Annotated in this window: 23 protein-coding genes; 5 read left to right on the forward strand and 18 right to left on the reverse strand. The window is 53.5% G+C overall.

Annotated features, from left to right (window positions below; all coding sequences use genetic code 11):
- Positions 1–277: 277 nt before the first annotated feature.
- The 6 genes from ACR0NA_RS08375 to ACR0NA_RS08400 form a co-directional block, all read right to left on the reverse strand.
- Positions 278–622, reverse strand: a complete 345-nt coding sequence (locus ACR0NA_RS08375) for a RidA family protein (protein ID WP_480727891.1) — start codon at positions 620–622, stop codon at positions 278–280.
- Positions 623–730: 108 nt separating this feature from the next.
- A complete protein-coding gene (locus ACR0NA_RS08380; RefSeq protein WP_480727893.1) occupies positions 731–916 on the reverse strand; it encodes a hypothetical protein in 186 nt (61 codons plus the stop codon).
- 42 nt (positions 917–958) lie between these two features.
- Positions 959–1,699 (reverse strand): aspartate/glutamate racemase family protein, encoded by a 741-nt coding sequence (locus ACR0NA_RS08385; RefSeq protein WP_480727894.1) that lies wholly within the window; start codon positions 1,697–1,699, stop codon positions 959–961.
- Between the two features lie 28 nt (positions 1,700–1,727).
- Complete coding sequence (locus tag ACR0NA_RS08390; protein ID WP_480727896.1) at positions 1,728–2,966, reverse strand: NAD(P)/FAD-dependent oxidoreductase; 1,239 nt, start codon at positions 2,964–2,966, stop codon at positions 1,728–1,730.
- A 4-nt stretch (positions 2,967–2,970) separates the two neighbouring features.
- The gene (locus ACR0NA_RS08395; protein ID WP_480727898.1) at positions 2,971–5,184 is read right to left on the reverse strand and encodes a TRAP transporter permease; all 2,214 of its coding nucleotides are present in this window, start codon (positions 5,182–5,184) and stop codon (positions 2,971–2,973) included.
- Between the two features lie 90 nt (positions 5,185–5,274).
- The gene (locus ACR0NA_RS08400; RefSeq protein ID WP_480727900.1) at positions 5,275–6,279 is read right to left on the reverse strand and encodes a TAXI family TRAP transporter solute-binding subunit; all 1,005 of its coding nucleotides are present in this window, start codon (positions 6,277–6,279) and stop codon (positions 5,275–5,277) included.
- Positions 6,280–6,407: 128 nt separating this feature from the next.
- On the opposite strand from ACR0NA_RS08400, the gene ACR0NA_RS08405 reads away from it, so the two are divergent.
- Positions 6,408–7,367 (forward strand): LysR family transcriptional regulator, encoded by a 960-nt coding sequence (locus tag ACR0NA_RS08405; protein WP_480727902.1) that lies wholly within the window; start codon positions 6,408–6,410, stop codon positions 7,365–7,367.
- A gap of 471 nt (positions 7,368–7,838) precedes the next feature.
- Here ACR0NA_RS08405 and ACR0NA_RS08410 read toward each other — a convergent pair whose 3' ends face one another.
- The 5 genes from ACR0NA_RS08410 to ACR0NA_RS08430 all read right to left on the reverse strand — a co-directional run bounded on the left by ACR0NA_RS08410 (position 7,839) and on the right by ACR0NA_RS08430 (position 14,463).
- Entirely contained in the window at positions 7,839–8,378 is a 540-nt protein-coding gene (locus tag ACR0NA_RS08410) for a carboxymuconolactone decarboxylase family protein (RefSeq protein WP_480727904.1), read from the reverse strand.
- A 309-nt stretch (positions 8,379–8,687) separates the two neighbouring features.
- Positions 8,688–10,391, reverse strand: coding sequence for a SulP family inorganic anion transporter (locus tag ACR0NA_RS08415; protein ID WP_480727907.1), 1,704 nt, complete (start codon positions 10,389–10,391; stop codon positions 8,688–8,690).
- A gap of 49 nt (positions 10,392–10,440) precedes the next feature.
- Entirely contained in the window at positions 10,441–11,289 is an 849-nt protein-coding gene (locus ACR0NA_RS08420) for a polyphosphate kinase 2 family protein (RefSeq protein WP_170651128.1), read from the reverse strand.
- Positions 11,290–11,310: 21 nt separating this feature from the next.
- Entirely contained in the window at positions 11,311–13,845 is a 2,535-nt protein-coding gene (locus tag ACR0NA_RS08425; protein ID WP_480727913.1) for a plasma-membrane proton-efflux P-type ATPase, read from the reverse strand.
- A 291-nt stretch (positions 13,846–14,136) separates the two neighbouring features.
- Positions 14,137–14,463 carry a DUF1330 domain-containing protein gene (locus ACR0NA_RS08430; RefSeq protein WP_480727915.1) on the reverse strand — a complete coding sequence of 109 codons (327 nt, stop codon included), beginning with the start codon at positions 14,461–14,463 and terminating at the stop codon, positions 14,137–14,139.
- 172 nt (positions 14,464–14,635) lie between these two features.
- Between ACR0NA_RS08430 and ACR0NA_RS08435 the strand changes: the two genes are divergently transcribed.
- Complete coding sequence (locus ACR0NA_RS08435) at positions 14,636–15,328, forward strand: winged helix-turn-helix transcriptional regulator (protein ID WP_480727917.1); 693 nt, start codon at positions 14,636–14,638, stop codon at positions 15,326–15,328.
- A gap of 83 nt (positions 15,329–15,411) precedes the next feature.
- On the opposite strand, the gene ACR0NA_RS08440 is transcribed toward ACR0NA_RS08435, so the two are convergent.
- Positions 15,412–15,816, reverse strand: coding sequence for an OsmC family protein (locus ACR0NA_RS08440; protein WP_480727919.1), 405 nt, complete (start codon positions 15,814–15,816; stop codon positions 15,412–15,414).
- Positions 15,817–16,153: 337 nt separating this feature from the next.
- Here ACR0NA_RS08440 and ACR0NA_RS08445 point away from each other — a divergent pair, with 337 nt between their 5' ends.
- A complete protein-coding gene (locus tag ACR0NA_RS08445; protein WP_480727921.1) occupies positions 16,154–17,482 on the forward strand; it encodes an adenylate/guanylate cyclase domain-containing protein in 1,329 nt (442 codons plus the stop codon).
- Between the two features lie 366 nt (positions 17,483–17,848).
- Here the strand turns inward: ACR0NA_RS08445 and soxR are convergent, their stop codons facing one another.
- Positions 17,849–18,322, reverse strand: a complete 474-nt coding sequence (gene soxR / locus ACR0NA_RS08450; RefSeq protein ID WP_480727924.1) for a redox-sensitive transcriptional activator SoxR — start codon at positions 18,320–18,322, stop codon at positions 17,849–17,851.
- Positions 18,323–18,424: 102 nt separating this feature from the next.
- Here soxR and ACR0NA_RS08455 point away from each other — a divergent pair, with 102 nt between their 5' ends.
- Together ACR0NA_RS08455 and ACR0NA_RS08460 are read left to right on the forward strand one after the other, a co-directional pair.
- Entirely contained in the window at positions 18,425–18,796 is a 372-nt protein-coding gene (locus ACR0NA_RS08455; RefSeq protein WP_480727927.1) for a DUF1330 domain-containing protein, read from the forward strand.
- A 27-nt stretch (positions 18,797–18,823) separates the two neighbouring features.
- Positions 18,824–20,245: an MFS transporter gene (locus tag ACR0NA_RS08460; RefSeq protein ID WP_480727928.1), complete on the forward strand. Its 1,422-nt coding sequence runs from the start codon at positions 18,824–18,826 to the stop codon at positions 20,243–20,245.
- A gap of 309 nt (positions 20,246–20,554) precedes the next feature.
- On the opposite strand, the gene ACR0NA_RS08465 is transcribed toward ACR0NA_RS08460, so the two are convergent.
- The 5 genes from ACR0NA_RS08465 to ACR0NA_RS08485 all read right to left on the reverse strand — a co-directional run bounded on the left by ACR0NA_RS08465 (position 20,555) and on the right by ACR0NA_RS08485 (position 25,943).
- Complete coding sequence (locus ACR0NA_RS08465; RefSeq protein ID WP_480727930.1) at positions 20,555–22,288, reverse strand: thiamine pyrophosphate-binding protein; 1,734 nt, start codon at positions 22,286–22,288, stop codon at positions 20,555–20,557.
- 357 nt (positions 22,289–22,645) lie between these two features.
- Complete coding sequence (locus ACR0NA_RS08470) at positions 22,646–23,389, reverse strand: aspartate/glutamate racemase family protein (protein WP_480727932.1); 744 nt, start codon at positions 23,387–23,389, stop codon at positions 22,646–22,648.
- 36 nt (positions 23,390–23,425) lie between these two features.
- On the reverse strand, positions 23,426–24,094 hold the full coding sequence (locus ACR0NA_RS08475) for a GntR family transcriptional regulator (protein ID WP_480448500.1): 669 nt from the start codon (positions 24,092–24,094) through the stop codon (positions 23,426–23,428).
- Positions 24,095–24,403: 309 nt separating this feature from the next.
- Positions 24,404–24,772 carry a DUF1304 family protein gene (locus tag ACR0NA_RS08480; RefSeq protein ID WP_480727935.1) on the reverse strand — a complete coding sequence of 123 codons (369 nt, stop codon included), beginning with the start codon at positions 24,770–24,772 and terminating at the stop codon, positions 24,404–24,406.
- A 16-nt stretch (positions 24,773–24,788) separates the two neighbouring features.
- The gene (locus ACR0NA_RS08485; RefSeq protein ID WP_480727937.1) at positions 24,789–25,943 is read right to left on the reverse strand and encodes a helix-turn-helix transcriptional regulator; all 1,155 of its coding nucleotides are present in this window, start codon (positions 25,941–25,943) and stop codon (positions 24,789–24,791) included.
- Positions 25,944–26,613: the final 670 nt, after the last annotated feature.

The raw sequence follows: 26,613 nt of genomic DNA on the forward strand, positions 1-26,613 counted from the left end.
TAGGCCGTCTTGGCACCGAAGCTGCGCAAAAAATTTTGAGAAAGAACAATTAATCTGACCATCAGGTATTCTAGATTAACCGCTATAGGTCGCCCCATCCCGCCGCCTTTCCATTTCGAATGCCGCGACACTTTGTTTTGCAGAGATTCCAACCTTTCAACGCGGGGAAAATCAGAGAACGAGGTGTGGCGATGCGTAACAAGTCGATTTAATCTGGAACGACCTCCGATACCTCTAATAGCACTTCACTTATCTTTTTCATTCCCCAGATCGCGATTTAGTCACAGGCTGCCGTCACAATCATTTCTACTTTCAATACACTACGGGCAAGCTTGGACTCTCCGCAGGCACGGGCTGGAGCGTGGCCTTCTGGCACCCAAGTGTCCCAAACGGCATTCATCTCGGCAAAATCTGCCATATCGGCCAGCCAGATTTCGCACTTCAAAATACGGGTCTTGTCACTGCCTGCTTTGGCCAACAGATCTTCAACCTTAGCTAGAATGTCGCGTGTTTGGTCACTTACCGTAGACGCGTCCGAGGTCTGGCCGCATAGATAGGCAACACCGTTATGTTTGACGATCCGGCTCATGCGCTGGCCGGTTTCGATCCGAGTGATGGTCATGTCTTGTTTCCTTCCAGTTGGGGAACCTTAAAGGGATTTTCGCCTACCCAAATGCTCAAGTGGTTAGGCTTTTGGGGCTGTTTGGTCCGGTTTTTGATGGGATGTGTATCAACTCGTTTTGGCACCAAAAGAGAGCAGCCAAACCGCCTGTATGCGACATAGCAACTTTCTGCCCAGTTGGATTTCTTCCGCACTTACCAAATTCAACAACCCCAAGAAGGTTTTTACGGAGTCGATGGGATCAAGGAAGATACCTTCGGTGCGCGCCATTTTCTCAAAGGCCGCGCGGGTCATTCCGCTTAGTTTCCCCATATCCTGTGCAATACAGTTTAGACCTTATGCCCAAGGCATGATACCGGTATAGCTTTCGCGCGTTGCAACGGCATGCGCCATATGCGCCAATGTCGTCAAATCGAAGACCGGTAGTTGCAGTTCTTGCTGAAGTCGCGCGGCATATGGCGGCAAATCGGTACACTCCAATACCAACGACCGTATCCCCGGTGATCGATGTCTAAGTCGCCGTGCGGCCTCAAGCACTTCGGCCTCGATCAAATCTGTGTCCATGCGGGTCCGCGTATTCCGCAAGATTACTTCAGCGAATTCGTTGGTGTCCTCCAATCCCTGAACTGCAACGGGAATACCAGCCGCTCCGACACCTTCGAAATGCCTCGGCGTCAGCGCAGACGCATCGGCTGTCAGTACGCCCACCGGCGCGTTTGCCCCGGTCATGTGAAATGCCAAAGGGACCTGGATCAGGCTGGATGCAAACACAGGCACGGAAACAGCTGCGGCGAGTTCTTTTTGAAACAAGGCCAGAAAACCGCAACTTCCGGTGATGGCTCGAACACCCTCTGCCTCAAGTCGTTTTGCGCCATCAATAAAAGGAGCTAGCAACTCGGGCGTTGGGTTGTTTAGCAGGGTTGGGACTGTGATGCCGTCGATCATTTCATAGAGTACAGGAAACGGAAGGCTGGACGGGTTCTTGATATGCCCCGGCGGTTTTGGGAAAGAGCTTTCAAGGCACAAAACCCCGATTGAAGCCCCGCAGATGTTTTGGCCGCCTTCATAAATTGGCATGGCGCTTAAGTCCTTTCGAATTAGAGATTTAGAAGCGGGCTAGCGAGAATGGGTCAAGGTTAATATTTGGGCTGCGACCAGACACGAGGTCCGCCACAAGTTCCCCTGTTTTCGGCGCCATCATCAGGCCGTAGTGAGAATGCCCAAACGCGGTGTAGAGGCCTTCTTTGCCATTGAGCTGTCCAATCGCGGGCAAGCTGTCGGGAAAGGAAGGACGCCGACCCATCCAAAACTGCGCCTCACCCGTATTCAATCCTGGCACCAATGATTTGGCCTGTTCGGTCAGTATCTTTTCTTTTCGCGGGTCAGCTGGGGCATCGACGCTTCCGAATTCGGCCGTGCCAGCAACCCTCAGGCCGCCCTGCATCGAACTTGCGACGATCTTTGCATCCACATCCATGACCGAATTGTTCAGCACAGCCGAAGGGTTTGGGAACTCAACATGGTAACCCCGCTCGGCTACAAGGGGCACGGGTAGTCCCAGGGGTTTCAGCAGGTCGGCAGACCATACTCCGGCCGCAAGGACGATATGGTGTGCATTCAACGTGTCTTGCGACGTGAAAATTTGCCAGACACCGTCCTCGGCACGGGTCAGGTTGCTGACTTCGGCTCGCACGAATTCGGCACCTTGCGCACGCGCTTTGTCGGCCAGAACAGCACCCAAACGCCCCGGAGAAGTTGCACGCGCCTGGCCCTTAATCACAATCGCGGCCTTGAACTCTTCTGACAATGCAGGTTCCATGCGCCGCAGTTCAGCGCCGTCGACACGCTCCAACTCACCACCTTTTTCCCGGCGGATTTGATAACCAAGCTCGTCCATGTCGGCCTGGCCAGGGTTGCGGAACGCGTGGATGTAGTAGCTGTCCGCGATCAGCTGTTCGTGTCCAGTGCCTTGGAGATGCCGACGGTACAGATCGATGGACGGGCGGCACAAAATCTCCATCGCATCCGAAACTTCGCGCACAGACTTTTCGCCGGATTTACCCAGAAAGCGCATCCCCCACGGGATCATCTTGGGCCAGAATGACGCCCTAACCGACAGCGCACTTTTTGGGTCCAGCAGCATTTGGGGGAGTTTCTTCCAAATGCCTGGTACTGCCTGCGGAATGATCGACCATGGTGACACCACGCCGGCATTGCCGAACGAAGTTTCCTGCCCCGGGTCGCCCCGGTCCAAAAGGCGGACCGGTATGCCGCGTTCCTGAAGCGATAGTGCGCAACAGATGCCGACGATCCCTGCGCCTATGATGGTGACTTGCTCTGTCATCGCATCAGGCCGGAGATTGGCTGCGATTGCGCGCGATCAGCTGGGTGATGATGACCGGCGACGCCACGGCCAGAGCGATCAGGTCAGCCGTCAAGCTAGGCGCGACAAAGATCACCCCTGCAATGGCCATCAGAACACGCGACGCGATGTTCAGCGGCTTCAGCCAGTACCCGACCACAGCTGCGGACAGGGCTATGACACCGGCGATACAGCTGGTGGCGGTATAGGTGAATTCCCACAGATTGAACCCGGTTGAGGATACAAATAGCAGAACCGGAGCATAGACAAAGGCCATCGGTGCGATCACTTTGCCCAACCCAAGGGTAAAGGCGGACAAACCAGTTCGGAACGGGTTGGAGTTTGCAATCGCCGCCGCCGCATAGGCCGAGGTGCAGACCGGAGGTGTGATCTCGGACACCACACCGTAGTAGAGCACGAACAGGTGGCTTGCGATTGGTGGAACGCCCAACTGCGCCAGCGCGGGCTGCGCCACAGAGACCAGCATGATGTAAAGCGCCGTAGTAGGGATGCCTGCGCCCATCAGGATGCAGACGATGGCAATGAAGACCAGCGAGATGAACAGTTGCAGATCTTCCATCGCAAACAGCTGGAAGCTGCCAAACGAAATCATGTTATAGAGATCTGCCGCCAGATTTCCTGCGCCTTGCGTTACCATGAACCCGATGCGGAATCCGATGCCGGTTGTGTTGATCACACCGACCACGATGCCCACGGCCGCAGCAGCAGCACCAACGGCCAGCGAGTATTTCACACCCAGTTCCACTGCAGCCAGCATCTCGGGCACTTCGATACGCTTTTGCGGGTTCAGTGTTGCGATCACGGACAACCCGCACAGGATCACGGTCATGTTCAGATCGAATCCACCATCCGAGAATTTCCATAGCACAAAGGCCAAGAACGCCGCTGCGTAGATCAGTGTCGGAGGTTGTTTCAGGCGTGACATGCCCGCGATAACAGCAAGCGAAATGCCGCAGAAGGCTGACATGAACGGCGTATAGCCGGTAAACAGGACCACAAGCAGACCAATCAGGGGCACGATATTAGCCCAACCTTCCGCCCAGACGGCCTTAAGTTGCGGCAACTGCTCCTTGGCCAGACCTTGCAGGTTCAGCTTGCGCGCCATCAGGTGCACCACGGCAAAGACGCCGACATAGTGCAGGATCGCAGGAAAGATCGCAGCGATGACAATGGTGGTATAGGGAACCTCAAGGAACTCGGCCATGATAAAGGCGGCGGCTCCCATGATCGGCGGAGTGATCTGGCCACCAGCCGAAGACGCGGCCTCGACGCCACCCGCAAAATGCCCGGGGTATCCAAGGCGCTTCATGTTGGGAATGGTCAGCGCGCCGGTCGAAACGGTGTTAGCCACGGAAGAGCCCGAAATCGTGCCGAAGAACGCCGAGGACACCACCGACACTTTTGCCGGACCGCCAGTGTAGCGACCCGCCAAAATAGTTGCGTTGTCAATGAAGAGTTGCCCCAACCCGGTGCGTTGAGCGATCACGCCGAACAGGACAAAGTGGAACACAATAGTCGAGACGACCCAAAGCGTGACGCCATAGATACCTTCCTGCGGGAAATACATCGATGACACAAAGGTCTTGAAGTTCACGCCGGGGTGTTGAAGCAGGCCCGGGAAATAGGGGCCCAGCAACGCATAAGAGATGAAGACACAGATGATCAGAGGCAGCACCCATCCCAGCGTGCGACGAGCTATGTCCAGCACCAGCAGGATGATGACCACGCCTAGAAAGACGTCATAGCCGTTGGGGTTGCCCATCCGGAAAGTCTGTTCCTCAATCCCGAGAAACGGTATCCCGCGCCACGCAAGCCCGACGTACAGAGCGGCGATAATTCCCAGCCCCATGAAGACCAGATCGTAGAGAGGAACATTGCCGATCCGGAACCGGCTGACCTTGAGGGCATAGAGGCTCTTGGCTCCGACAATCGGAATGGTGGCGTAAACCAGTATGAACAGCAGGGCCAGATAGATGCCCATATGCCAGTGATCAGCTGGCAGGCCGAACCCGGCTGTGAAAAATTCGTAGAATGCAAAGATCAAGGCAACGACGCGCAGTGCCTTGCCCGTTGTGGGCGTAACCTGTCGTACAGCGGCGCCTTCATCGAACTGTTCCTCGATCGCGGCCAGTTCTTCGGCCGTCAGTTCGTGGTCATCAAGTTGCTGGGTCTCGGACATGATGGCCTCCCTGTATTTTTGGTGCTCTTTGAGAGTGCGATGCCCCTTTTCAGGACATCGCTTCTTCAGCTCAGTTCACTGAGTGGTGGATTAGAGAAGACCAGCTTCTTTGTAGAACTTCTCGGCCCCTGGATGCAGCGGTACCCCCAACGCTTCGACGCCGTCCAGTGCCGTGTCGGGTGTGATCTGCTTGCCTTTGGCGTGGCCATTATCCAGCAGCTTGCGAGTGTTATCGTTCCACAGCGCCTTGGTCAGCTGATAGACCAGATCGTCGGATAGGTCCGAAGAGACGACCAACATCGCGCTGACCGCAGGTGTCTTGGTTTCGCCGTCGATGCCTTCATAAACACCACCCGGAATCGCCGAGGGGATATAGGCAGGAATGATCTCGTTGATCTTGGCCAGATCTTCGTCACTGAAGGAGTGCAGATTCATACCCTTGGTCGAGGACAGCTGCACCATCGCAGCAACAGGCCAACCTGCGGCATAGAAATAGGCGTCCAGCTGACCGTCGGCCAGGCGCTCAGCGCTCTGGCTGTTGTTCAGTTCGGCTTCGTCCATGTTGTCACGGTTGACGCCCCAGGCGTCCAGCATCTGCAGCACGGCAACCTGCGTGCCCGAGCCCGCCTGCGCGATACCGACGCGCTTGCCTTCCAGATCGCCCAGATCACTGATCGTCTGGCCGGCTGGCAGAACCAGATGCAGGTCCTCAGGGAAGAGGTTGGCCACAATACGGAGTTTGGGGTGAGGCTTGCCCTCAAATTTACCCTCGCCCAGATACATCGAGCGGGTGACGTCGGCTGCAGCCAGACCGGCCTCAAGCTCTCCATTCTGTACAGCGGCGTTGTTGAAGACGGACGCGGTGGTAGATTGTGCAATCGCGATCAAACCCGGAACGCCGCACTGACCGCCTTCTTCACACGGGCGCGAACCCGGAGGGGCGGAGATTCCGTTTGCGATGGTGCCGCCGATGGGGAAGTAGGTTCCGCCTGCACCACCGGTCCCAATGCGGAAAAAGGTTGGGTCCTGCGCCAGAGCAGGGGCGGCAAGCGCGCCTGCCAGTGCCAGTCCGGTCAAGCATTTCACAAATTTCATCATCATCTCCCTTGTTGAATCGTCAGATTCGGTTTGGCCGAATTTCGATCCTGCAAGCGTAGTAGCAATTTTCATAAATACAAATTTGTTATATTTCACTAAACTAAAGTTTAGCTTATGTACTGTCTATGAACCTGACACAGCTCACCGTCTTTCGCGAGGTGATGGAGACCGGCTCCATCTCTCAAACCGCCAAGAAACTGAACCGCACTCAGCCCGCGATCAGCCTAGCCTTGAAGAACCTTGAAAAGGATCTTGGCCTGACACTGTTCGAGCGGAAAGGACGAAGATTGGTACCTGTTCCGGAAGCACATTACCTTTTAGCCGAAACCGCTGGTATTCTGGACCGCCTTGCGTCGATTTCCAGCACAATGGAGGGGCTGATCAAAGGGCATTCCGGCAGCCTCAATATCGCTACAATGCCGGGCCCGTCCGCTTTTTTGTTCCCGCGTTTCATCAGCCAATCGGTCGGTGAAAACCCCGAGATACGCATCACTTTGTCAACGCGAAGCTCGCCCCAGATTATGGAACTTGCGGGGACGCAGAATATAGATTTCGGCTTCGCGGACTTCGAGCACTCGACCGGAAAAGAGCCTCAGTATTCTGCCGAACTGATCCGGGCAGATTGTTTTTGCGCCGTTGACCGTGACAGCCCGCTTGCTTGCCGCAAGATCATATCCATTTCCGATCTTGACGGGGCTCCGATGGGGGGATTGCATGCCACGCATCCATTCCAAAGAAAAATCCGGCAAGAGTTTCAGGATGTTTCTGCTAACTACAATCCAACAGTGACCTGTCAGTACTTTTTGCCGTTGATTCCCTTTGTGAGCTCAGGTCAGTGCTGTTCGATCGTAGATCCGTTGACCGTAGCGACTGAACGAGAACTAAACCTGTCCAACGGAAGGGTCGCGTTTCTACCCTTCAAAAAACCGCTCAGATACGAATACGCGCTCCTTGAGCCCGACCACCGACCACCCTCCCAATTGGCTTTGAAGATCAAGGCGGGGTGGAAAGCCGAAGTGGTAAAGATGTTGGAAGGGGTGAAAGCAAACCCTGATGTAGTAGGGATTGATGAAGCGAGAAACTAACGGAACAAACAGCTTTGGCGGCACAAAACGATACTGTTGAGAGGAAGTTTCCGAATTTGGATCTATTGCGGGCAGGTAAATGAATGCCGGCAATGAGTCGACCGCCGAGCTTTGCAAAGTCCAGTTTAGTGCGTGTTCCGGCCGTTGTTGCATCATGCAGCACCAGTCGCTTTAGGCTCTTTGCAGACCTCAGAGCCAGCGCAACATCTTATCGGCAGATCCCTCTCGCTTAGATAGGGACGACCTATTTCGGGCAAGCATCGCATAGTTTCTATGCTGCGGCGTGGCCTGTCACACCCGCCATTCGCTGCACACGCAAAATCAGCGGGCGAACGAATTCACTGATCGTGGGACAAAGCTGCCGTTTACCGTAATTTCCTCAATCTAATTTGCCTTCATTTGAACTGCGTTGAATGGTGGCGAAATTAATGAGTTAGGAACCAGGAAAAAGGATTTTACTGAACTTTGTTGCTATACTGGCGAGGACAATTCCGAAGCCCGGTTGTCGGGCTCCAAAGGAACACGCACGGAGCCTGCAAACCGAACGAGCATGTTGAACCACCCCATGACCCATATTGCTTTGGTGGCATCGTTTCGCCCATATCGGTCAATCAATTTCTCCAATGAGTTTCTGCTTATCACAACCGATTTAGTGATCTCATCGCAAATTTCGCACAAAGTTGCAGTCCATCCATCGAGCGCGCTCAGATCTTTTCCAACAATTGCGTCGATTTCGCGCTGGGTTAGCCCCGCGTTTTTAGCGAATGCGATATGTTGTATGAGGACGTAGTCGACGCTGCAAAGTGCCGCGATGCGCAAAGCCATGACTTCTCTGTCAACCGGCGGAAATTGTGCATCATCGAACATCTCGGACAAGATCGCGGAAATTTCACTGAGCCAGCCCGTTCTTCCCAGCATCCATAAAATGTTGAACTGCGACATTTTCTCAAGCAATTCAACGGTTTTGGCGTCCACACCGTCAGGGTTATCAAGTGTCGGTACGGGCAACATGGATACTACCTTTCAATCAATCTACGACTGCACCATTGCATTTGAAGCCTCAATGACGGCCAGGTCAACCACACGGATTGGGTGCCGTCCTGGTTCGCTTTGGGCTCACTGCTGTCGTTGGAGCAAGCGCAGCATCTTGCCTTCAGTCCTGCCTGGCTCAGGACGGGACGACCCATTGCCGACCTTAGCTGCTCCTTCGGAATACTGCGGTGCGTCACGCCAAACCAGTCGTTGGCTACAGATGAAAATCCGCGCGCTTGACTGACTATAGACGAGGCTTTGCGAGTGCACATGGACCGAGATGTCTTCTTATCTCTTCGCCACTTCAGCTTCGTAAGCGCTGATCATCTCATGACCGGTCGCAAAGAAGGACGACTTGGAGACTAGATCGGTTATTCCATAGCGCTTGAGTTCCGTCTTTAACGATGGCTCGGCGAATAGAAACACGACCTTGGTACCGCGTGCACGGAGCTTTTGAACAGTTGACTTCAAAACGTACCCGGCCGTGTAGTCGATGTCATCGATTGCGGATGCATCAATGCATAACCAGCGCGTCTGGTCATTGATCGCAGCGATGACATCTGTGACCTCGTTCGAAAATCGCTGTGCGTTTGCATAATACATTCCGTGCGAGAAGCGGTAGATAGTCAGTCCCGGTTCAAACTGGCTAGGCTTGTCTAGGGATTGTGTTAGCCATTCGCCATCTGATGCTTTGGTGATCACGGAATTCTTGGGTCGATAACCCTTTCGCGTGTGATCGATCAGCGAAAGAACCATTGCAAAGATGATGCCTTGTTCAACTCCGACGACGACGACAACCGCAGCGGTGCCCATCGCGATCCAGAATTCGGTTGGCGCCTGGACAAAGATATCCCGCAATCCTCGATGGTCGATCAGCTTTAGGCCAATCAGGAATACGATAGCGGAAAGCACCGCGTTGGGTAAGAACGCGAGCGGCTTTGTCAAGAACAGCAACACCAAAAGCACGACCAACGCTGTGGTAATTTGCGCTATTTGGCTTTGGCCTCCGGAACCGGCAACCATCTCGGTCTTGGTCGGGCTACCGTTGACGACGAATGTTGCACTGAAGGCCGCGCCAATATTGGCGATGCCCAGCCCGACAAGATCGGTATTTTCACTGAATTTGTCCCCGTAGCGCATCGCATAGGCGCGGGAAGTTGCCGCACTCTGTGCGAGGATGACAACCAGTATCGCAATCGCTGTCGGCAGCAGCTGCTTGAATGTCATCCAGGTCCAGTCGACATCCGGGATTGAAAGCGATGGCAAACCACCGGGCACTGGGCCAAGCAAGGCAATACCATACCCTCCGAAATCAAAGTTCCAACTGAGCCCAATAATCCCGATTACAGCAATCAAAGGCCCCGGGATTTTTGGAGACAGGCGCTTGGTTCCGATGACAATGAACAAGACTGCGGCCGCAATCAAAAACGTTGCCCAATTAACCTGACCCACGTTTTGATAAGCGCTTGAGAGTTTTTCGACGACGCCATGGCCGCTGGTTTCAATACCAAACAATCCAGGCAATTCGCCCAGCGAGACCTGTACTCCGACACCGGTCAGAAATCCAACGAGCACCGTCCGTGACAGAAAATCTGCCAGAAATCCAAGACCTATGATCCGGGCCGCAATCAGCAGAATGCCGGCCATCAACGCCAATAGCGACGCCAGCGCCATGTATTCGGAAGGGCCGCTCACAGCCATTCCGGCCAAGGCCGATGCGGTGATGGCAGCGGTCGCCGAATCCGCACCGACAACAAGATGGCGCGAAGATCCGAATATCGCGAACAGTGTCATCGGAATCAGGATCGTATAGAGCCCGGTAATGACCGGGGTTCCGGCGATTTTTGTGTACCCCATGACCTCGGGTATTGCGAGACATGCAAACGTCACCCCGGCAAGAACTTCCATCGGAAGCTTCGTTGGATCAATCGGCAGGATTCCTTGCAGGACCGGAAGGGATAATCCGCGAATGCGGGATGTTTTTTCAGGCATTCAAACGCTGCACCTTCGAATTAGAGGGGTCGCTGCTCGGTGGTGGAAACTATTTCTCGTGTTCGCGCGCGCGTTTTTCGGCGGCATGAAATTTCTTACGAATTTCTTCGAGATCAACAGTCGGCTTCGGAAACTCCATATTCAAAGATTCCAGATACTCGCTGACAATCCGGGATACAGCCAGATTGCGGAACCACTTGTGATTGGCCGGAATGACAAACCAGGGCGCAGCGTCAGTACTGCACCTGGAAAGCGCCGCTTCAAAGGCCTTGGTGTAATCGTCCCAAAGCGGGCGTTCGGCATAGTCTCCTTCGCTGATCTTCCAATGCCGTGCGGGATCCTCCAGTCGTTCACCAAACCGGCGTAATTCTTCCTCAGGACTAATGTGCAAATAAAACTTCAGAACATGCGTTTCGCTATCGCGAAGCAGCGCCTCGAATGCGTTGATATGGTCGTATCGTTTTTCCCACACGTCTTTAGGCACCAGATCATGTACCCGGACGACAAGAACATCCTCGTAATGCGAGCGGTTGAAGATCGCGACCTGACCCTTGGCGGGTGTGGCTTTGTGATAGCGCCACAGAAAATCATGAGCGGCTTCTTCTTTGGTGGGAACCTTGAAGCCGCTGACGTTACAGCCCTGCGGGTTCATTGCTGCGAGAACGTGATTTATGGTCCCGTCTTTTCCGGCGGCGTCGCGGCCCTGCAGACAGATCAAAAGCGAGCGCTTCTTCTCGGCATATAGAAGATATTGAAGCTCGCTGATCTTTTGTGCGTAAGCCTCGATCTCGGGCAAAGCGTGCTGATGGTCTTCGTGCTTGTCCTTAAAGTCGGCATCAATGTCATCAAGATTGATCTTGCTGCCCGGCTTTACTCGAAATTTATTGAAGTAATGCATGAATCAGCCTTCCTATGCGTTTCACGCTATACGGTGCGCCGCATTATGAGAATCCTGCAACCGGCGCATCATACCCAGCTTTGTCAGGTCAAGAATAACTAACCAGATCAGCATATAAACCCAGACCAGACCGATCACGGTCCACGGGATTTGTTCGACAAACCAACCGAAACCGCACAGCGCGACGGCGATCGCCTGGGTGCCGATAACCGCGATCAGCAGCGGGCGCGCGGGCCATGGCCGGGCAAAGAAAGCTCCCCTTGATCGGACAACAAACAACAAAAGATGCCCACCCGCCGCAAGCTGCAGAAACAAGACCGTCTGTATTTGTTCTTGCGTCAGCGAAATCCATGACTGCAGGGACGTGCTGTTGATCCAGTGCATCCCAATCAGCAAGAGGCCAAAAGTCTGAACGATTGAAAGCAGCCCCATCAGACTGGCGCCAAGTAGAATGCGCCGCATGTCCCATCGGACGGGTTTCTTCGGCAGGTAGGTGTTGTCGTAGGCGATTGTCATAATCGGTACGTCATCAAGCAGCGCCAGCATGATAATCATGATGGGCGTCAACGGAGAAAAACCGAATAGTATCGTCGCCATTACCACCACGAACATAATGTCCAGCGTCATGGCAACCCGGTAGACGATATAGTTCAGGATTCTCTCGAAGATACGCCTTGCTTCTTCGATGGCATCAATGATGGTCGACAGTCCTGGCGCGGTTAAAACCAAGGCAGCGGCGGCGCGTGCGGCGTCTGTTGCCCCGCTGACCGCAACCCCGCAATCAGCCTGCTTCAGCGCCGGGGCATCGTTCACACCATCACCGGTCATTGCCACGACATGTCCGCGATCCTGCAGTGCCTTGACGATGGCGTACTTATGTTCAGGAAAGACCCGGGCAAACCCATCCGCCCGTTCGACGTTTTGCGCAACTTGCTCTGGCAGCTGACTCATGTCCATGTTGGATGTGAACAGGTCCGAGGCCGCCTGAAGGTGCGCGCCCATGCCTAGTTGGGCGGCGATCTGGTCGCCAATGGCCACGTCATCACCCGTTACCATTTTAACGGAAAGCCCATGTTCCTTGGCTCGCTGAATCGTCTCTCTCGAGTCATCACGCGGCGGATCGTAAAGCGACAGAATGCCCAGAAACGCCCAGGTTTTCCCATCGTCATCTGATCGCGCGACGCCTAGAGCGCGCATCCCTTTTGACGCAAGGCCTTCGACGTCATCTTGCGCTTTCCTGAGCGATTGAGGCTCTAGCTCGCACAGGTCCAAAATGACCTGCGGCGCTCCTTTTGTATAGCTTGTAGATTTGCCGTCCGGGTCTGTTATGACCGCCTGGGTCCGTTTGGAAACGGGATCGAATGGAACAAATTTGACCTGCTTGTATTTGGGCAGAGCGCTGGAGTCCGACAGCCCTGCGATCACGGCCGCATCAATTGGATCGTCGCCGTCAAACTGCGAAGCCAGCGCGCCCGCCAGAACAAGCTCTTTTGGATCATTCGCACCGAACAGCACGGGGTCGCCCAAGCTAAGCTGGTTCTTCGTCAAGGTTCCGGTCTTGTCCGAGCACAAAACGTCAACACCGGCGAGTTCCTCGATGGCCTCCAATCGCGAAACGATTGCCTTCTTCTTGGAAAGGTTCATCGCTCCCAATGCGTTCGTTACTGTCATAACCGTCGGCATTGCCACAGGAATCGAAGCGACGAGCAGCGCCAGAACTGTTCTTAGGATGTCCGCGGCCGAGGACCATTTCCAAGAATGATCAACGATAATGTCGCGGTAGAGTTCGGTACCAACCAGAAGGAAGGCCAACGCGATTGACAGGATAATCAGAAAATCACCGATATGCGTGACGGCGATCTGTGAATGTGAAGCGCCTTTACCCGCTCCCGCCACAAGGCTCGCAGTTCGCCCAAAAAAGGTATCGGCGCCCGTAGCGATTACCACAGCGCTCATTTCACCCTTTTTTGCGATGCTACCGGAATACCCTACGTCGCCCACCGCCTTGGATACCGGAAGAGATTCGCCCGTCAGCGCTGCTTGGTCGATGCTGACATAGTTGCCGTCAATGAACCGAACGTCGGCCGGAATGACGTCGCCAAGCTTAACGCGCACTACGTCGCCCGGAACGACCGTCGCCGCATCAATTTGTGAGAACTTTCCGTCTCGCAGGACCATGGCTTTAGGGGCCATCCCCGCCTTCAGCGCCGCCAACGCATCCGCCGCCTTGCGTTCCTGCCAGAATCCTGACGCAGCGTTGTAGGCCAGCAAAACAATGATGATGATGAAGTCAGACCAATGTCCGATCATCGCCGAAAGGACAGCTGCGGCCTCGATCATCCAGGGGATCGGCCCCCAAAGATATCCGAACAATCGCTGCAGATCGCTGACGTGGTTTTCAGCCAGCTCGTTTCGCCCATATTGTGTCAGACGATCCGAAGCCTCTGCCGAACTGAGGCCGTTACGAGTTGTTGTGAGATCCTTTAATACGGTCTCCAGGTCGACCTTCTCGAGCCCCGGATCTTTCTTTTGCGATGGATTAGACTGTGCAAGCATCTCTCTCACCTTGCAGACAAGCTAGCCCAAAAACAGCTTGCTTCGCAAATGGTTACAGAGATCTGCAGTTTACTCAGTAGCGCAGCGAACTGTGCGTCCATGTTTCGCCAAGCCTTTTCAGCATTGAAGTCCGCTGGAAACTATTAGTCTGACACAAAATCGCCTGACCACCCCAATAGGCAAAGTGATTGCGGTGATCGTAATCCAATTTGCCCAAGGGTGTCTTCAAACCCGGAACTTGAGAACGTGGAAAACAGGCCGACCGGAGATAGCCCTATCCAAGGGCTTGCTTTAACCAGCTCTCAGATAGGGGATTGAGCCAGCAATGTCGGTGTCGTCGATGACGCGGAAATTCGATATGCTTCCTGACTGCCGGGCCTGACCGAAAGGCGCGTAAGCAGGATCGGCCGCAAACCCGTCCAGTGCGGCGCGGGATGGAAATTCAAGAATAGCGATCAGAGTACTGTCTTTTACCTCACCTTCGAGGGTTTCGATGTTCCCGCTGCGCGACAGGTAGCGGCCGCCGTGTTTCTCGACCAGCTTGTGGACGTTCGCGGCATATTCCGGGATCCAGCTTTCGTCCGTGACTTTGATGTCTGCGATCAGAAAAACGCTCATATCTTGTCTCCTCTTCTGTGGCGAACCGGCGTGGTAACACCAAGCGCTTCGACGTTGCCCGTAACGACAGACACTCAGCTAGTCCTGGAACTGGAGCGGGTGATACAGGTTCTGGACTGGATGCATGCGGTGGTACCGTTAGGGTGTGGATGAAAGAGCCAAGGGAGACGTCATGACACAAGCCGGTTACAAACAGTTCTGCCCGCTCGCCATGGCCGCCGAAGTGCTCTGCACAAGGTGGACGATGGTATTGATGCGTGAATTCATTGCGGGCTCCACCCGGTTCAACGACCTGCGCCGAGGCGTGCCCAAAATGTCTCCGACATTGCTTTCGCAACGGCTGAAAGACCTAGAAGCGTCAAGAATTGTCGAAAGAAAGCCGGTACCCTCAGAACGGGGTGTATTCGAATATCATCTAACTGATGCCGGACGCGATCTGCGCGAGGTTGTCGTCGCCATGGGAATGTGGGGTCAGAAATGGGTCGAGTCGTCGCTTTCCTTGAAGAATCTCGATCCGTCACTTCTGATGTGGGACATGCGCAGGAACCTAAACCCCGAGCCGCTTCCAAAACAGCGTACCGTAGTTCAGTTCCTGTATCACGACCTGCCATCAACAAAACGGGACTGGTGGTTGGTGATCGAGCCCACAGGTGAAGTTGACCTTTGCTGGGCCGATCCCGGCTTTGAAATCGACCTTTATATATCGACAGACCTCAGAACCATGACGGCAATCTGGATGGGATTGACGGATATGTCTGCCGAGCGCGACAAGTTCGAGTTCACGGGTTCGAGCGAAATTTCTTCGACGATGCAGACATGGCTTGGACTAAGTCCCTTTGCCGTTCAGAAAAAGCTCGCATCTTAAAGGAGTTGGATTGTCTGTTTCGGCCACGTTGACTTGATCTACGTTTCAATTAAGCCGGGCTGGATGGATTCAGATCACAACAACTAACCTGCCGTTGAGATTGCGACACTCATGCCGCGCGTCAACGTGTTGCTTACCATGCAGCTTTCTTTGGCGCGCTTAATGATGCTTGCCGGATCAGATCCGTCATCGGTCGTACAATGAACAAGCATTCTCGCATCTGTAGCCACAAGAGGTTCACCATTCAGATCAAGTGAAACGTCAACCGTCACTTCTACAAGGTTGACGCCAAGTTCTTCAGCCACATAACGCAGATCGTTGCAGAAACACCCACCCAAAGACAAGGCAAGAAGCTGAGCGCCGTTGAAACCAAGCCCTTGCCCACCAGCTTTCCCCTCAGGTCTGTCGGCAACAATGGTGTGGCCTCTGGCCCAACCAACTGCGGCCTCTGTGCCGGGAATGTTTCGCAGTTTTACGTCAACCTGCATTTCTCACCTCCGCTAAATGGCAGACTTAATGCGGTGTCAGCATACGCTAGATGGAACCTTCAGGTCAGATTTAACGCAAAGATCAAACCCGTCTGACATTCAATACCTGCGCTTGGAGTATCGTGAGTGTTTGCCCGAATTGCTCTCAATACCTCAAGAATTGCGTTGGACGCGCCAGTCAACTTTGACTCAGATATCACCTCGTATTGCCCCGGTCTGGGTAATCTTGTTGTCTCGCCGATAAATGGACACTGGGCAAAACCACCAGTTTCGCGGGCAGTGAGTTTACAAAAACCTAGCCTATTGACGCATTGGGTGCCGAGGGCAATCTTGGGTTATGGAACGGCCTAGGACGCAATATGCCAAGGCGGGTGATATTCACATCGCCTATCAGGTTTTCGGGGACGGACCGATTGATCTGCTATGGGCACAAGGTTGGGCAACCCATATCGAATACGCTTGGGAGAGTCCGGACTATGCACGATTTCTGACGAAAATCAGTCGGTTTGCGCGGGTAATTTTCTTCGACAAACGCGGTGTGGGAATGTCTGATCGGGATGTCGGATATCCCACTCTTGAGGAACGTTCGCTGGACATCAACGCGGTGTTGGACGCTGTAGGTACCGAACGGGTAGCGATCTTTGGAATGTCAGAGGGTGGCGCGATCTCCAGCGTTTTCGCAGCCACCTACCCGGAGCGGGTGAGCCATCTTATCCTAAACGGAAGCCGCCCTCGATACAAATGGGCGCCGGACTATCCACTTGGGCTAAAGCCCGATGAATTGGAAGACGCGATACAGCACTTTAGCGGTTACGCAGACGGCGACTTCATCGGGCTGGATGGCGCTCCCAGCATTTCTGATGATCCGGCGGCTCAACGTTGGCTCGATACCTATTTTCGGTATGCCGCTAGTCCCCGCGCTTTGATGAAATTGTCGCAGATGAACTACAACATCGACTACCGGCATGTTCTCAAGGCGATTCAGACCCCTACCTTGGTCATGCATCGCGAGGGAGACCGATGGTGTGACGTGGGTCACGCGAGATATCTGGCCGACAATATCAAGGGTGCAAAGTTGCGGATTTTGCCAGGGGAAGACCACATCGCCTGGTACGGAGACCAAGATCAGGTGGTTTCTGAAATCAGGGCATTCGTGACCGGCGAAGCAGCCTCGGCGTCTGCTGAGAGAACATTGCTCACTTTGGTTTTTCTTGATCTCGTTGCTTCAACCGAACGCCTCACAATGATGGGTGATGAACGCTGGCATAGTGTACTGGATCAACTTGACCAGATCGTACAACGTCGCGTCGCTGCGTTTGGGGGAAACACAATTAAGCATACGGGAGATGGCTACCTTATATCCTTCCGTGGGCCCACAAGTGCTTTGGATTGCGCACAAATTCTACGCAACGACGTGTCGAATTTGGGATTAAAAAGCCGAACGGGAGTTCATACCGGCGAATGTGAAATCAGGGGAGAGGATTTGGCCGGCGTCGCCGTACACGTGGCGGCACGACTTATGGGCGAAGCTGGTCCTGATGAAATTCTGACATCTCAGACGGTCAAGGACCTGACACTGGGATCAGATCACGACTTCTGTGAACTGGGTCGGCGAGAGCTCCGAGGCACCAGCGGAGAATGGACCCTCTTTGCCGTCGCAAATTGATGGTTTGTCAACCGTGCGACATAGGGTTGACGAGAGTACGTCTGGGCTTTGTACCGCCATCAGGCCTGATGCAGCGTCCAAGCCTTTGTTAATTCGCAAACCCTTCAGTACGACCACCCCGGGCAAGCCTTGACTTGTGAATCTGAGCAGCGACGCCAGCCGTCATACCGGAGCGCAGTTATCAGGCTAACCTGATCCGTCCCATCTGAGTGATCAAGTTTGAGTAATAGTGCAGCTGAACAATAAATGCGGACTCTCAGTCAAACAGGCCAATCCAATCATGTTCACCGCGCATGCAATTTCAGCGTTTAGAGAATGGTCAGCAACGACAACAAAGCCGATACCGCTTTAACCAAACCAAGTCCGCTATGCGCCAATAAAACCTTCTACCTCTGGCGCATCTTCCTCAAGGTATCGCGGCCCGGGACCGTTAGCACCGATTTTGTCGTCAGGGTTGACCAGCTTGCAGGTATCCATCGACAAGCAACCACATCCGATACAGCCTGCCATTCCGTCTCTCAATCGCTGCAAACGTGCGATACGGTCATCCAGTTCTTCGGTCCATCTGGCTGAGAGTTTTTCCCAGTGTTTGACTGTCACCTTTTCTTCGGGTGGCAGAAAATCCATTGCTTCGGCAATTTCCCGAAGCGGTATGCCCGCCCTTTGCGCCACCTGGATAATGGCGATCTTTCGCAAAACAGTCGGAGAATAACGGCGGTGGTTGGCGTCGTTGCGTACCGACGCGATCAGCCCTTTTCGCTCATAGAAATGCACCGCAGACACAGCGATGCCGCTGCGTTCAGCCACGTCTCCAACCGTCAGGCCACCTCTTCGCTTCATCCCGCAACCCTCGCGTTCAACCTATTGACCTCAACTTAAGTTGAGGAAGTAGCAACGCAAGAGCAGGCTCGAATCATCGGGCAAAAAAACACGGAGATTGAAATGTCGAAACAGAAGCCCGCCTTCCTTGTGGCCAGTTCGTTTATGCCGGAAGGACACGGTACGCTTGATCCCTACGGTCAGGCCACGCACCCGGTTATGGAGAAGTGGGGCGGAGAGTTGATTGTCGCAGGTGAGACCGGGCAATTTATGGATCATTTCGAGGGTGAATGGAAAAAAGACGCCCGGTTCACGTTGTTCAGGTTTCCCTCAATGGAGGCGCTGCAAGGCTTTTGGCACTCGGAAGAGTATCAGGCCGTCAAGCACCTCAGAACGGATGTGATCCCCCCAAATTTTACGTTTGCAGTAGAGGGTTTCGACGCCGAAGAATGGGCCGAACAAAACCCGGATCACGCTTACACACAAAAAGACTGAATACCGATTTTGAGCGCGGAGCGAACCATGACGACAGCCGTAGACCACAATAAAGAGGCCGGGTGGCAGGAAATTCTAAGGGGAGAGTTCTCAGCAGCGTCTGCCGTCCTTGCGGCGGGCATTGCGCTTCACGCGGTGAACATTACCCTTTCTGCCACGATGCTTCCTTCCATTGTGGCAGAGATTGGCGGGCACAGCCTTTATGCCTGGAACGCGACGCTCGCAACGCTTGCAGCGATCCTCAGTGCAGCCGTCACTGGGAAACTGTTAAGGCGCACAGGTGTGCGCCTTGGATTTGGGCTGTCCGGGCTTGTTTTTGCGACTGGTAGCCTGCTTGCCGCATTGGCGTGGACCATGCCGGTTTTGCTGGTCGGTCGGGTCATTCAGGGTGCTGGCGGTGGGATGCTGTTCACTCTCTGCTATTCGATGATCATCGTCGTCTATCCGGAACGCCTGTGGTCCCGGGCGATGGCTCTCTTGTCCGGAACATGGGGGATCACAATGCTATTTGGTCCGGCTATCGGCGGCATCTTCGCCGAGCTTGGCATGTGGCGCATGGGTTTTGGAATCATGCTTCCGATCACCGCCTTGTTTGTCGCTCTGACCCTAAGGCTACTTCCTCGTAGTCAACAGGATCATAAGCCGACCGAGCGGATTGCATTCGGGCAATTGGGATTACTTGCAGGGTCAGTCTTGGCGGTTTCCCTTGGCAGTATCGCACCATCTATCACATGGGCGGTCGCAGCTGTACTTGCGTCTGTCTTGCTTTTGCTGACTCTGATGCGCCGCGAACAGGTTCAGACCGTGCGACTGTTCCCGCGCGGTGCCACCGTCCCTGGAACACCGCTATTTCTGGCTATTTCGGTCATGGCGCTTTTGATTTTCTGTATCAATGCCGAGTTCTTCATGCCGTTTTATCTGCAACGACTGCATGGGTTAAGCCCGCTGATGGCGGGCTACGTGGCGGCTTTGGTTTCCATTGGATGGGCGGCGTCCGAAGTTTACTCCGCACGGTTTACCGGTCGAAAGATGCACCAGGCGGTCCTCGCTGGACCAATCCTGATGATGGTTGCCTGTGTGGCGCTTGGCACGGCCACACCGATGTTCGGGATCGCAGGACCGGCAATGACGGTATTATTGGCAGTCGCCTTGATTGTTTTGGGCGTTGGCATCGGCTCCGGTTGGCCTCACCTCAACACGTTCATCCTTCAATTCACGGATGAAAACGAAAGGGATATGGCCGCGTCCGCCCTATCTACAGTTCAGATGTTTGCAGTTGCGTTTGGGACCGCCGCGGCTGGTTTGGTCGGCAACTTCACCGGGTTCAAAAACGCCGGAAACCTGACGACCATAGCCAATTCCGCGGTGTGGTTGTTCGTGACTTTCGGGTTGGTCGCCGGGGTTGCAGTTCTTGCAAGCCGCGCCCTGATAGCCAGGCAGACGGAGTAACGGAATGGAACAAGTATTCCCGGACCTTCGGCAAACACCGAATGAACGGCGTTTTGGGACATTGAAGCCCCTCGCCTATCTTCTTTAGCTTCCTGAAAAACGAGAGTAGATCGATGTCGCCGAAAGCACAGCGTCACCGCTCTTTAGTCGAGGCTATTTTCGGCAAAACGGTTTGCCACGAAATCAATCAAGATGCGCATCCGATGCGACAGGAAAGCTGTTTCCGGTCGAAGAAGAAAAATGCCACCGCCCCCAATTCAATTTGAAAAATTGGGGGCTGTATCAGATCAATTCGAAAGTTGATTCAGTTCAGTAAAAATACGGCAGGTTTTTCTTTTTTGCGACCTCTACCCAGTTCGGCACGAATGGCACGATCTTGTCTTGTGACGGCACCATGATCTCAATGAAATTCGCCCCGGGATTGGCGATCGCGTCGCGCAAGGTTTCTTCGATGTCGTCTTCCGAGGTGATGCGCGTAGCTTTGAACCCAAAGGATTCCGCCAGCTTCCGATAGTCAACTCCGCCAAAATCAGTTGCCCATGGCTCGTCGACATCATCCAACAGGATAGCCTCACCACGAATCCATCCGAATGTATCGTTTCTGGTCAGGATCACGGTGATGTTCTTGCCGCTTCTGCGAAGAGTTTCCAAATCGCCAATCACGAAGCCAAATGACCCGTCGCCAGTAAAAGAAATGACAGGGCCATCTGATGCGTAAATCGCGCCCAGACCGGCAGGTATCGAATACCCCAATGCACCCATGGAATAGTTCGTGATGTAACGTCTTCCGGCCTCCCGGACAGACAACAATGCAGACGGGTAGATCGCGCTGACCCCGGGTTCGGACGTAACAACTGCATTCGATGGCAAGATCTTGTCCAATGCCTGGGACAGCTTGACCGGAGAAATGACGCCCTCTGGCATTGGGATGTTGGAATTGAAAACCGCATCTAGAGCAGTGCGCTTGACCGGGTTTAGGTCTACCTCTGGTCTATTAAGGTCAGGATGATTCTTCTTGATCAGCTCGACCATGTATTCGAGGCTGGCCCGAGCATCTCCGACCAGTCCTACTTTGACCGGAAAGTTGTTGCCGACATGCGCTTCGGCGATGTCCAGGTGGATGAATGTCTTGCTGTAAGGGTCGCCGTACAGGCGCCAGTGATCGGTCGAACTCGAATCCGTATTGGTCCCGACAAAGAACACCAGATCCGCGTTTTTGACGTAGTCATTTGAGTATTCCATCCCCCCTCTTGCACCGATCACGCGCAATGCAAGCGGATGGGTTTCCGGAATCGTACCTTTTCCTGCGGTGGTCGTGCCAACCGGGATTTGCAAAAGCTCGGCAAGCTCCAGAAGAATCTCCGAGGCCTTTGAGATTAGCCCACCTTGCCCGGAAACGATCACAGGGCGTTCCGCCTTGAGCAACAGGTCAATCGTTTCTTTGATCTTGCCATGATCAGCGACCGGGCGATGCGCCGGATACGTGCTGTAGTCGGGTTCCGCATAAAGGTCGTCAATTTCCGCCTCATCGTGGAACACATTGATCGGCACGCGGATGTGGACGGGCGCAGGCCGACCGGATGTAGCGACGCGAAATGCCCGCCGGAGGAGAAACGGGATTTCCTTGGGGTTGGTCACCAAAAAGGACTCTTTACAGATGCTGTCGTAAAGAGCGGTTTGATCGACCCCGGTCAAACCGTGTTTCTTGTCCTGATTGATCGGGATGTCCGAGCTGAAAAATATGACCGGGACAGAGCTCAAATATGCCTCGGTGATACCCGGAGAACAATGCGTGACACCCGGGCTTGGGGCTTCGAGAACGGCGGGTCTGCCGGTAATTTTTGCATAAGCCTCGGCCGCGAAAGACGCGGTTCTTTCGTCGCGGGTCAGCACGTACTCGATCGGCGACTGCTTGCCCCATTCTTTGTACCAGCCGATTGTCGTCTCACCAGGCAGTCCAAAGACGTGGGTTACACCGTGCAGTTCAAGCATTTTCAGAATGACCTGAGCGCCATTCATTTTTTGGGTCTCAGCCGGTTTCATCTTGGATTCCTTTGTGCGAGAGAAATCTGTATACAGAGTTGTGGACTTACTATTGTACAGATGTCTGTTCAGTCAATGCATGAATGCACCGACCACACAAACAATCCCGATCGATGGCAGGTGCAGCTCGTGGTGTGCAGGTGATGAATTTCCCCGGGCCGGTTTTTTCTTGCCGCTCATGCTGCACAAAACAGTCGTGGTGAATGCTTCTGCGCGTCCGGAAAAAATGCCAGGATGATCTGTGAGCCCGCGCCTGCTTAAGCAGGGTTTCTCAGATGAACTTCTGACCGGGTGATCGCTGCAGTAACAGCGTCACCCCCCAGATCCGTCATTGCGAAAGATGGATGTATTAAATCCTCAGGCGAGGCGTGGATCATCCAGCTCCAGCGGAAAGCGTTTCGGCATCAAACCCGCCTGAAACCAGGACACGAACGAATGTATCGAATAGACCGGCAACCCGGTGAGCTTTCTGACGTCTGCAGCATAAGGAACCATATTGGTGCACTCGAGCACGATAGCGCCGATATTCTCGTTCTTCGTCACCAACTCTTGCGCTGCATCCAACATGTCGAGCCGACACTTTTCGAAATCTATTTCCAAATGGCTGTCAAGAATTCCACGGGTGAATTCCCGGCCATTGTCGGTTCCCACAATTGGCGTATCGAGCGGAACGTTGGCGGCGTTCAGGTGCGCCTCCGTCAGGGTCGACTTGGAAATCGTGATCACTCCGACTCGCCGTTCCGGCGGCAGCAGGACCTGGACCATCGGCACTTGCATCAGGGACGATGTCGCGACGGGCACACCGACAGCTGCTGCGACTTCTTCCTGTATCAGGGACAAGAAACCGCAATTTGTGGTGATCCCGTCAACGCCGCTTTCGACCAGTTCACGCGCCGATGCGATAAAGGCTTCGGTCAATCCACGCGCGCCGTCGCGCACGACCCTATCGGGTGAGGCCCCTCGTACCAGCCGGTACTGAACCGGAAAATCCCAACTCAGCGCATTGCCTATATCTCCGGGAATTCGCGGGAATGTTGCGTCAAGCATCAGAATTCCGACTGAGGCGCCGTATATGCCTTTTCCACCCTTCAGGACAGTCATCTGTAGTTCCTTTGTTTTGTAATCACAGCCGAGTACTTAGTTGGGGACGTAAAGCTGTGAAAATGCTTGCCGCACTGCGGCGGTAGTTTCTTCAATCCGGCGGCCGATATGATTGCGCAGAGCCAAAACGGCCTCATCTTCATTTCTTTGCGCAAGCGCATCCAATATTGCGACATGGTCCGCCCGGGTCCGCGCTCGCCGTATTTCCATATCGATAAACCGTACATAACGAATACGGGCATTGATGTTGGAAATCTGCCGTTCAAGTTCCTCGTTCCGGGAAAGGCGGACCAGTCCCAAATGGAATTCTTCGTCCACATCTACCATTTCGGCGATGGAGTCTGTTGTCATGTAGTTGTCGTCACCACGTTTGACGTGTTCGGAAAGCGCCTCAATTTCCGCATCTGACGCACGCTGCACCGCTAGGCGCAAAGCCTCGCTTTCAATCGCCACGCGGGCCTCATAAAGCGCCTGAATCTTTTCCGGGCTAAGCGACCGGCAAAAAAACCCACGGCCGTTTTCGAAATTCAAAAACCCTTCGGCGACCAATCGGTTCAGCGCTTCACGAAGTGGTGTTCGGCTGGCACCCAGAGATTTGGAGAGCGAACTTTCGTTGACACGCTGGTCCGGCTTGAATTCAAAATTCGTCGCCATTCTGCGCACTTCATCATAGATTTTGTCAACGCTGCTTGAAAGCTCACTCATATCGTCTCTCCGAGCAATAGTTGCATTCAATTTGGTACACAGTGCTTCCTACACACACATTGCACATATGTACATGCATCTGACATATGTGCATGCATCCTCTGATGTCAGTTGTTGCATGACCTGAAGAAACTCACTGGAAAGTTCGGGAGCCATGGCAAACGCACGGGCAATTACGACCCATCTTTCGTTCGCCTTGAAACCTTCTCTGGCAAGCCGGATACTCAAACACCGAAATTGGTGACCCAACAAGGAGTCATCTGGCCTCCAAGTTAGGGTGTTTGGACCAACGAACGACGCCCTTTGGGGTCAAAACCAAGTGCCAAGGATCAGGAAAACCAACGCAACCGCTGCAGGAGATAGTCTGGCGTAAAGGATGAAGTTTCCGCGCGTGCCCGCGCTGCCGACTATGGCCGTCAGAACGATAAAAGCCAAGACAAATGCTTGGGTCCAAGACTGAGAAGAGCCCGGCAGCAAAAAACTAAAACAGAGTCCCAAACCGATGGACGCGTTATAGGATGCGATACTCCGGCCTAAAAAACGTGTTCTATTAACCTCTTCTACATTGAAGTCAGTCACCCTTTCACACACGTCCTGCCAGCGAAACCACTGTGCGTAAGCAAATACAAAATGACCACCAATTACAGCAGCAAGCGCAAGATAATAAAAATAAATCATGTAAAACTCCGTTAATTCAAGTTTCGGGTGTCAAAAAACTACCTCCATAGCGCATCATCATTCGAACGAATTGCGTTCGGTTAGAGCAGCCGGTTTTTGAAAGAATTGATTTCGTCTGTGCATTGATCGTCGAAACGGCACGCCCACGGCGGTCAGCGATTTCCGGGTTGGTCAAACCGCGCCCAATTGAATTAACGATCGAGGTTTCTGCCTGCGTCAGACCAAAAGCTTGTTGCACATGATTGACATTAAAGGTTGCAGGCAAACTGGTGTCAGTGCTGCAAAGCAAAAACCCCCGAAACGGAGAAGTTCCCATCTCGTCCAGTCTATGCAACGGGATGACTTCAACACACAAAACATCGTTCGTGTGATTGAGTATACACTCCTTTCGTGGTCTTGCGCCGAATTTCCCATGTTGACGCGGACTATCCATCAAAGCCTCTAGACTGTTCTGCCCCTTGGGATCCGCAATGTGCAGACGTCCATCCCCCAGAACACGAAACAGCCGATAGCTTTCCTGCTGACGCTGAAATTCGTCGTTGCGCGCGACAACGCAACCACGCGCGTCCAGCACACAAATTCCGATAGATAACTTGTCGATTGCAGACAGAATGGCCTCGTATCGCTGTTGCAACTGGCGCGTTGGAATTCCCAAATCAATTGCCTTTGCGAGGTGCGGCAGGATTTTGGACAAGAAGGCTCGTTCCTCTCCTATCAGCGGACCGCGCGCGATATTCAGCTGAACAGAAAACAGCGATATCCACTGGTTGTCCTTGTTCATTACGCCCGCAGCGCGATGAAGAATGCCAAGCCTCATCAGTTTTTTGACGTGTTCCTGCGATTTGAGCTCATTTAATGAGGGTGCCAAAGCGCTATCATCAATTAGCTGTATTGCGTCATCTTCGTTCGTCTGCTGTCGTATAATTGCCTGATCGCGGGCCTCCAGCTCCTGACATTTTGACAAATAAACAGACAGAATATCTTGCGAGTACAGCCCTGAGTGCATCGGTGCCGTCAGAGTGCGCCCGTTGACCGTATCTGACCACTCAAAAATGATACTACCCTGCGCAGATACGCGATCTACAACCTCGTCAAGAACCTCGGTCCAACGATTGCTGTCTGCAACCGTATCGTAAATCCGTAATATCAGCTGCTCTTCAGAATTGGTCACGGGACTATCCACCTATTCCTTTTAGACAGGCTCTGTAATTCTAACCCTGCATTCAACCGCAAGCATAGCCCATTTGGGGGATGCTGCGATTTTGACAAATATGTAGTGTCGAAGGACAAATAAGATTCATAGTATTTTTGAGAAATATGGAACAAAGGAGATATTAACGTCGCCGAGTATTCCTCTCATTGGTTTGGAGAGTTTTTCCAGCTCACTTTGAAGGCCCTGAAAGATTTGATATTTAGGCGACCAATTCGCGCGGCATCTCTGCATCAACATTCAGGTACTCTAATTCTAAACTGATTTTTTCAGATACCCGCGGTTGTGTTGCGATGGATGGTTTGCAATTTCATGGCTTTGAATGTAGCTTTCATCGCTAGAATAAACATTTTTGTTGCAAGTGGTTAGGACTCGTCAATCCTGCGCCACCGATCTGAGAACGCACAAGTAGATAAAATTTGAATGTGCCGAGGCTGGCGACGTCGATCCCAGATGTCTGTCACGCTCGATGGATTTGGCAGAGTTAATTGCCTGACGCGGTTTGACACAGGGTTCAGAACATCTGCTCCGATAGGCATCGCCCTTTTTGGCGCTGAATTTGTCGACGGGATCAAGATGACCTGGACCAGAAAGGATACGAGGTTCCAGTTTACCGTTTCTGCGGTTTCTC

It is taken from the genome of Ruegeria sp. C11 (assembly GCF_056537725.1).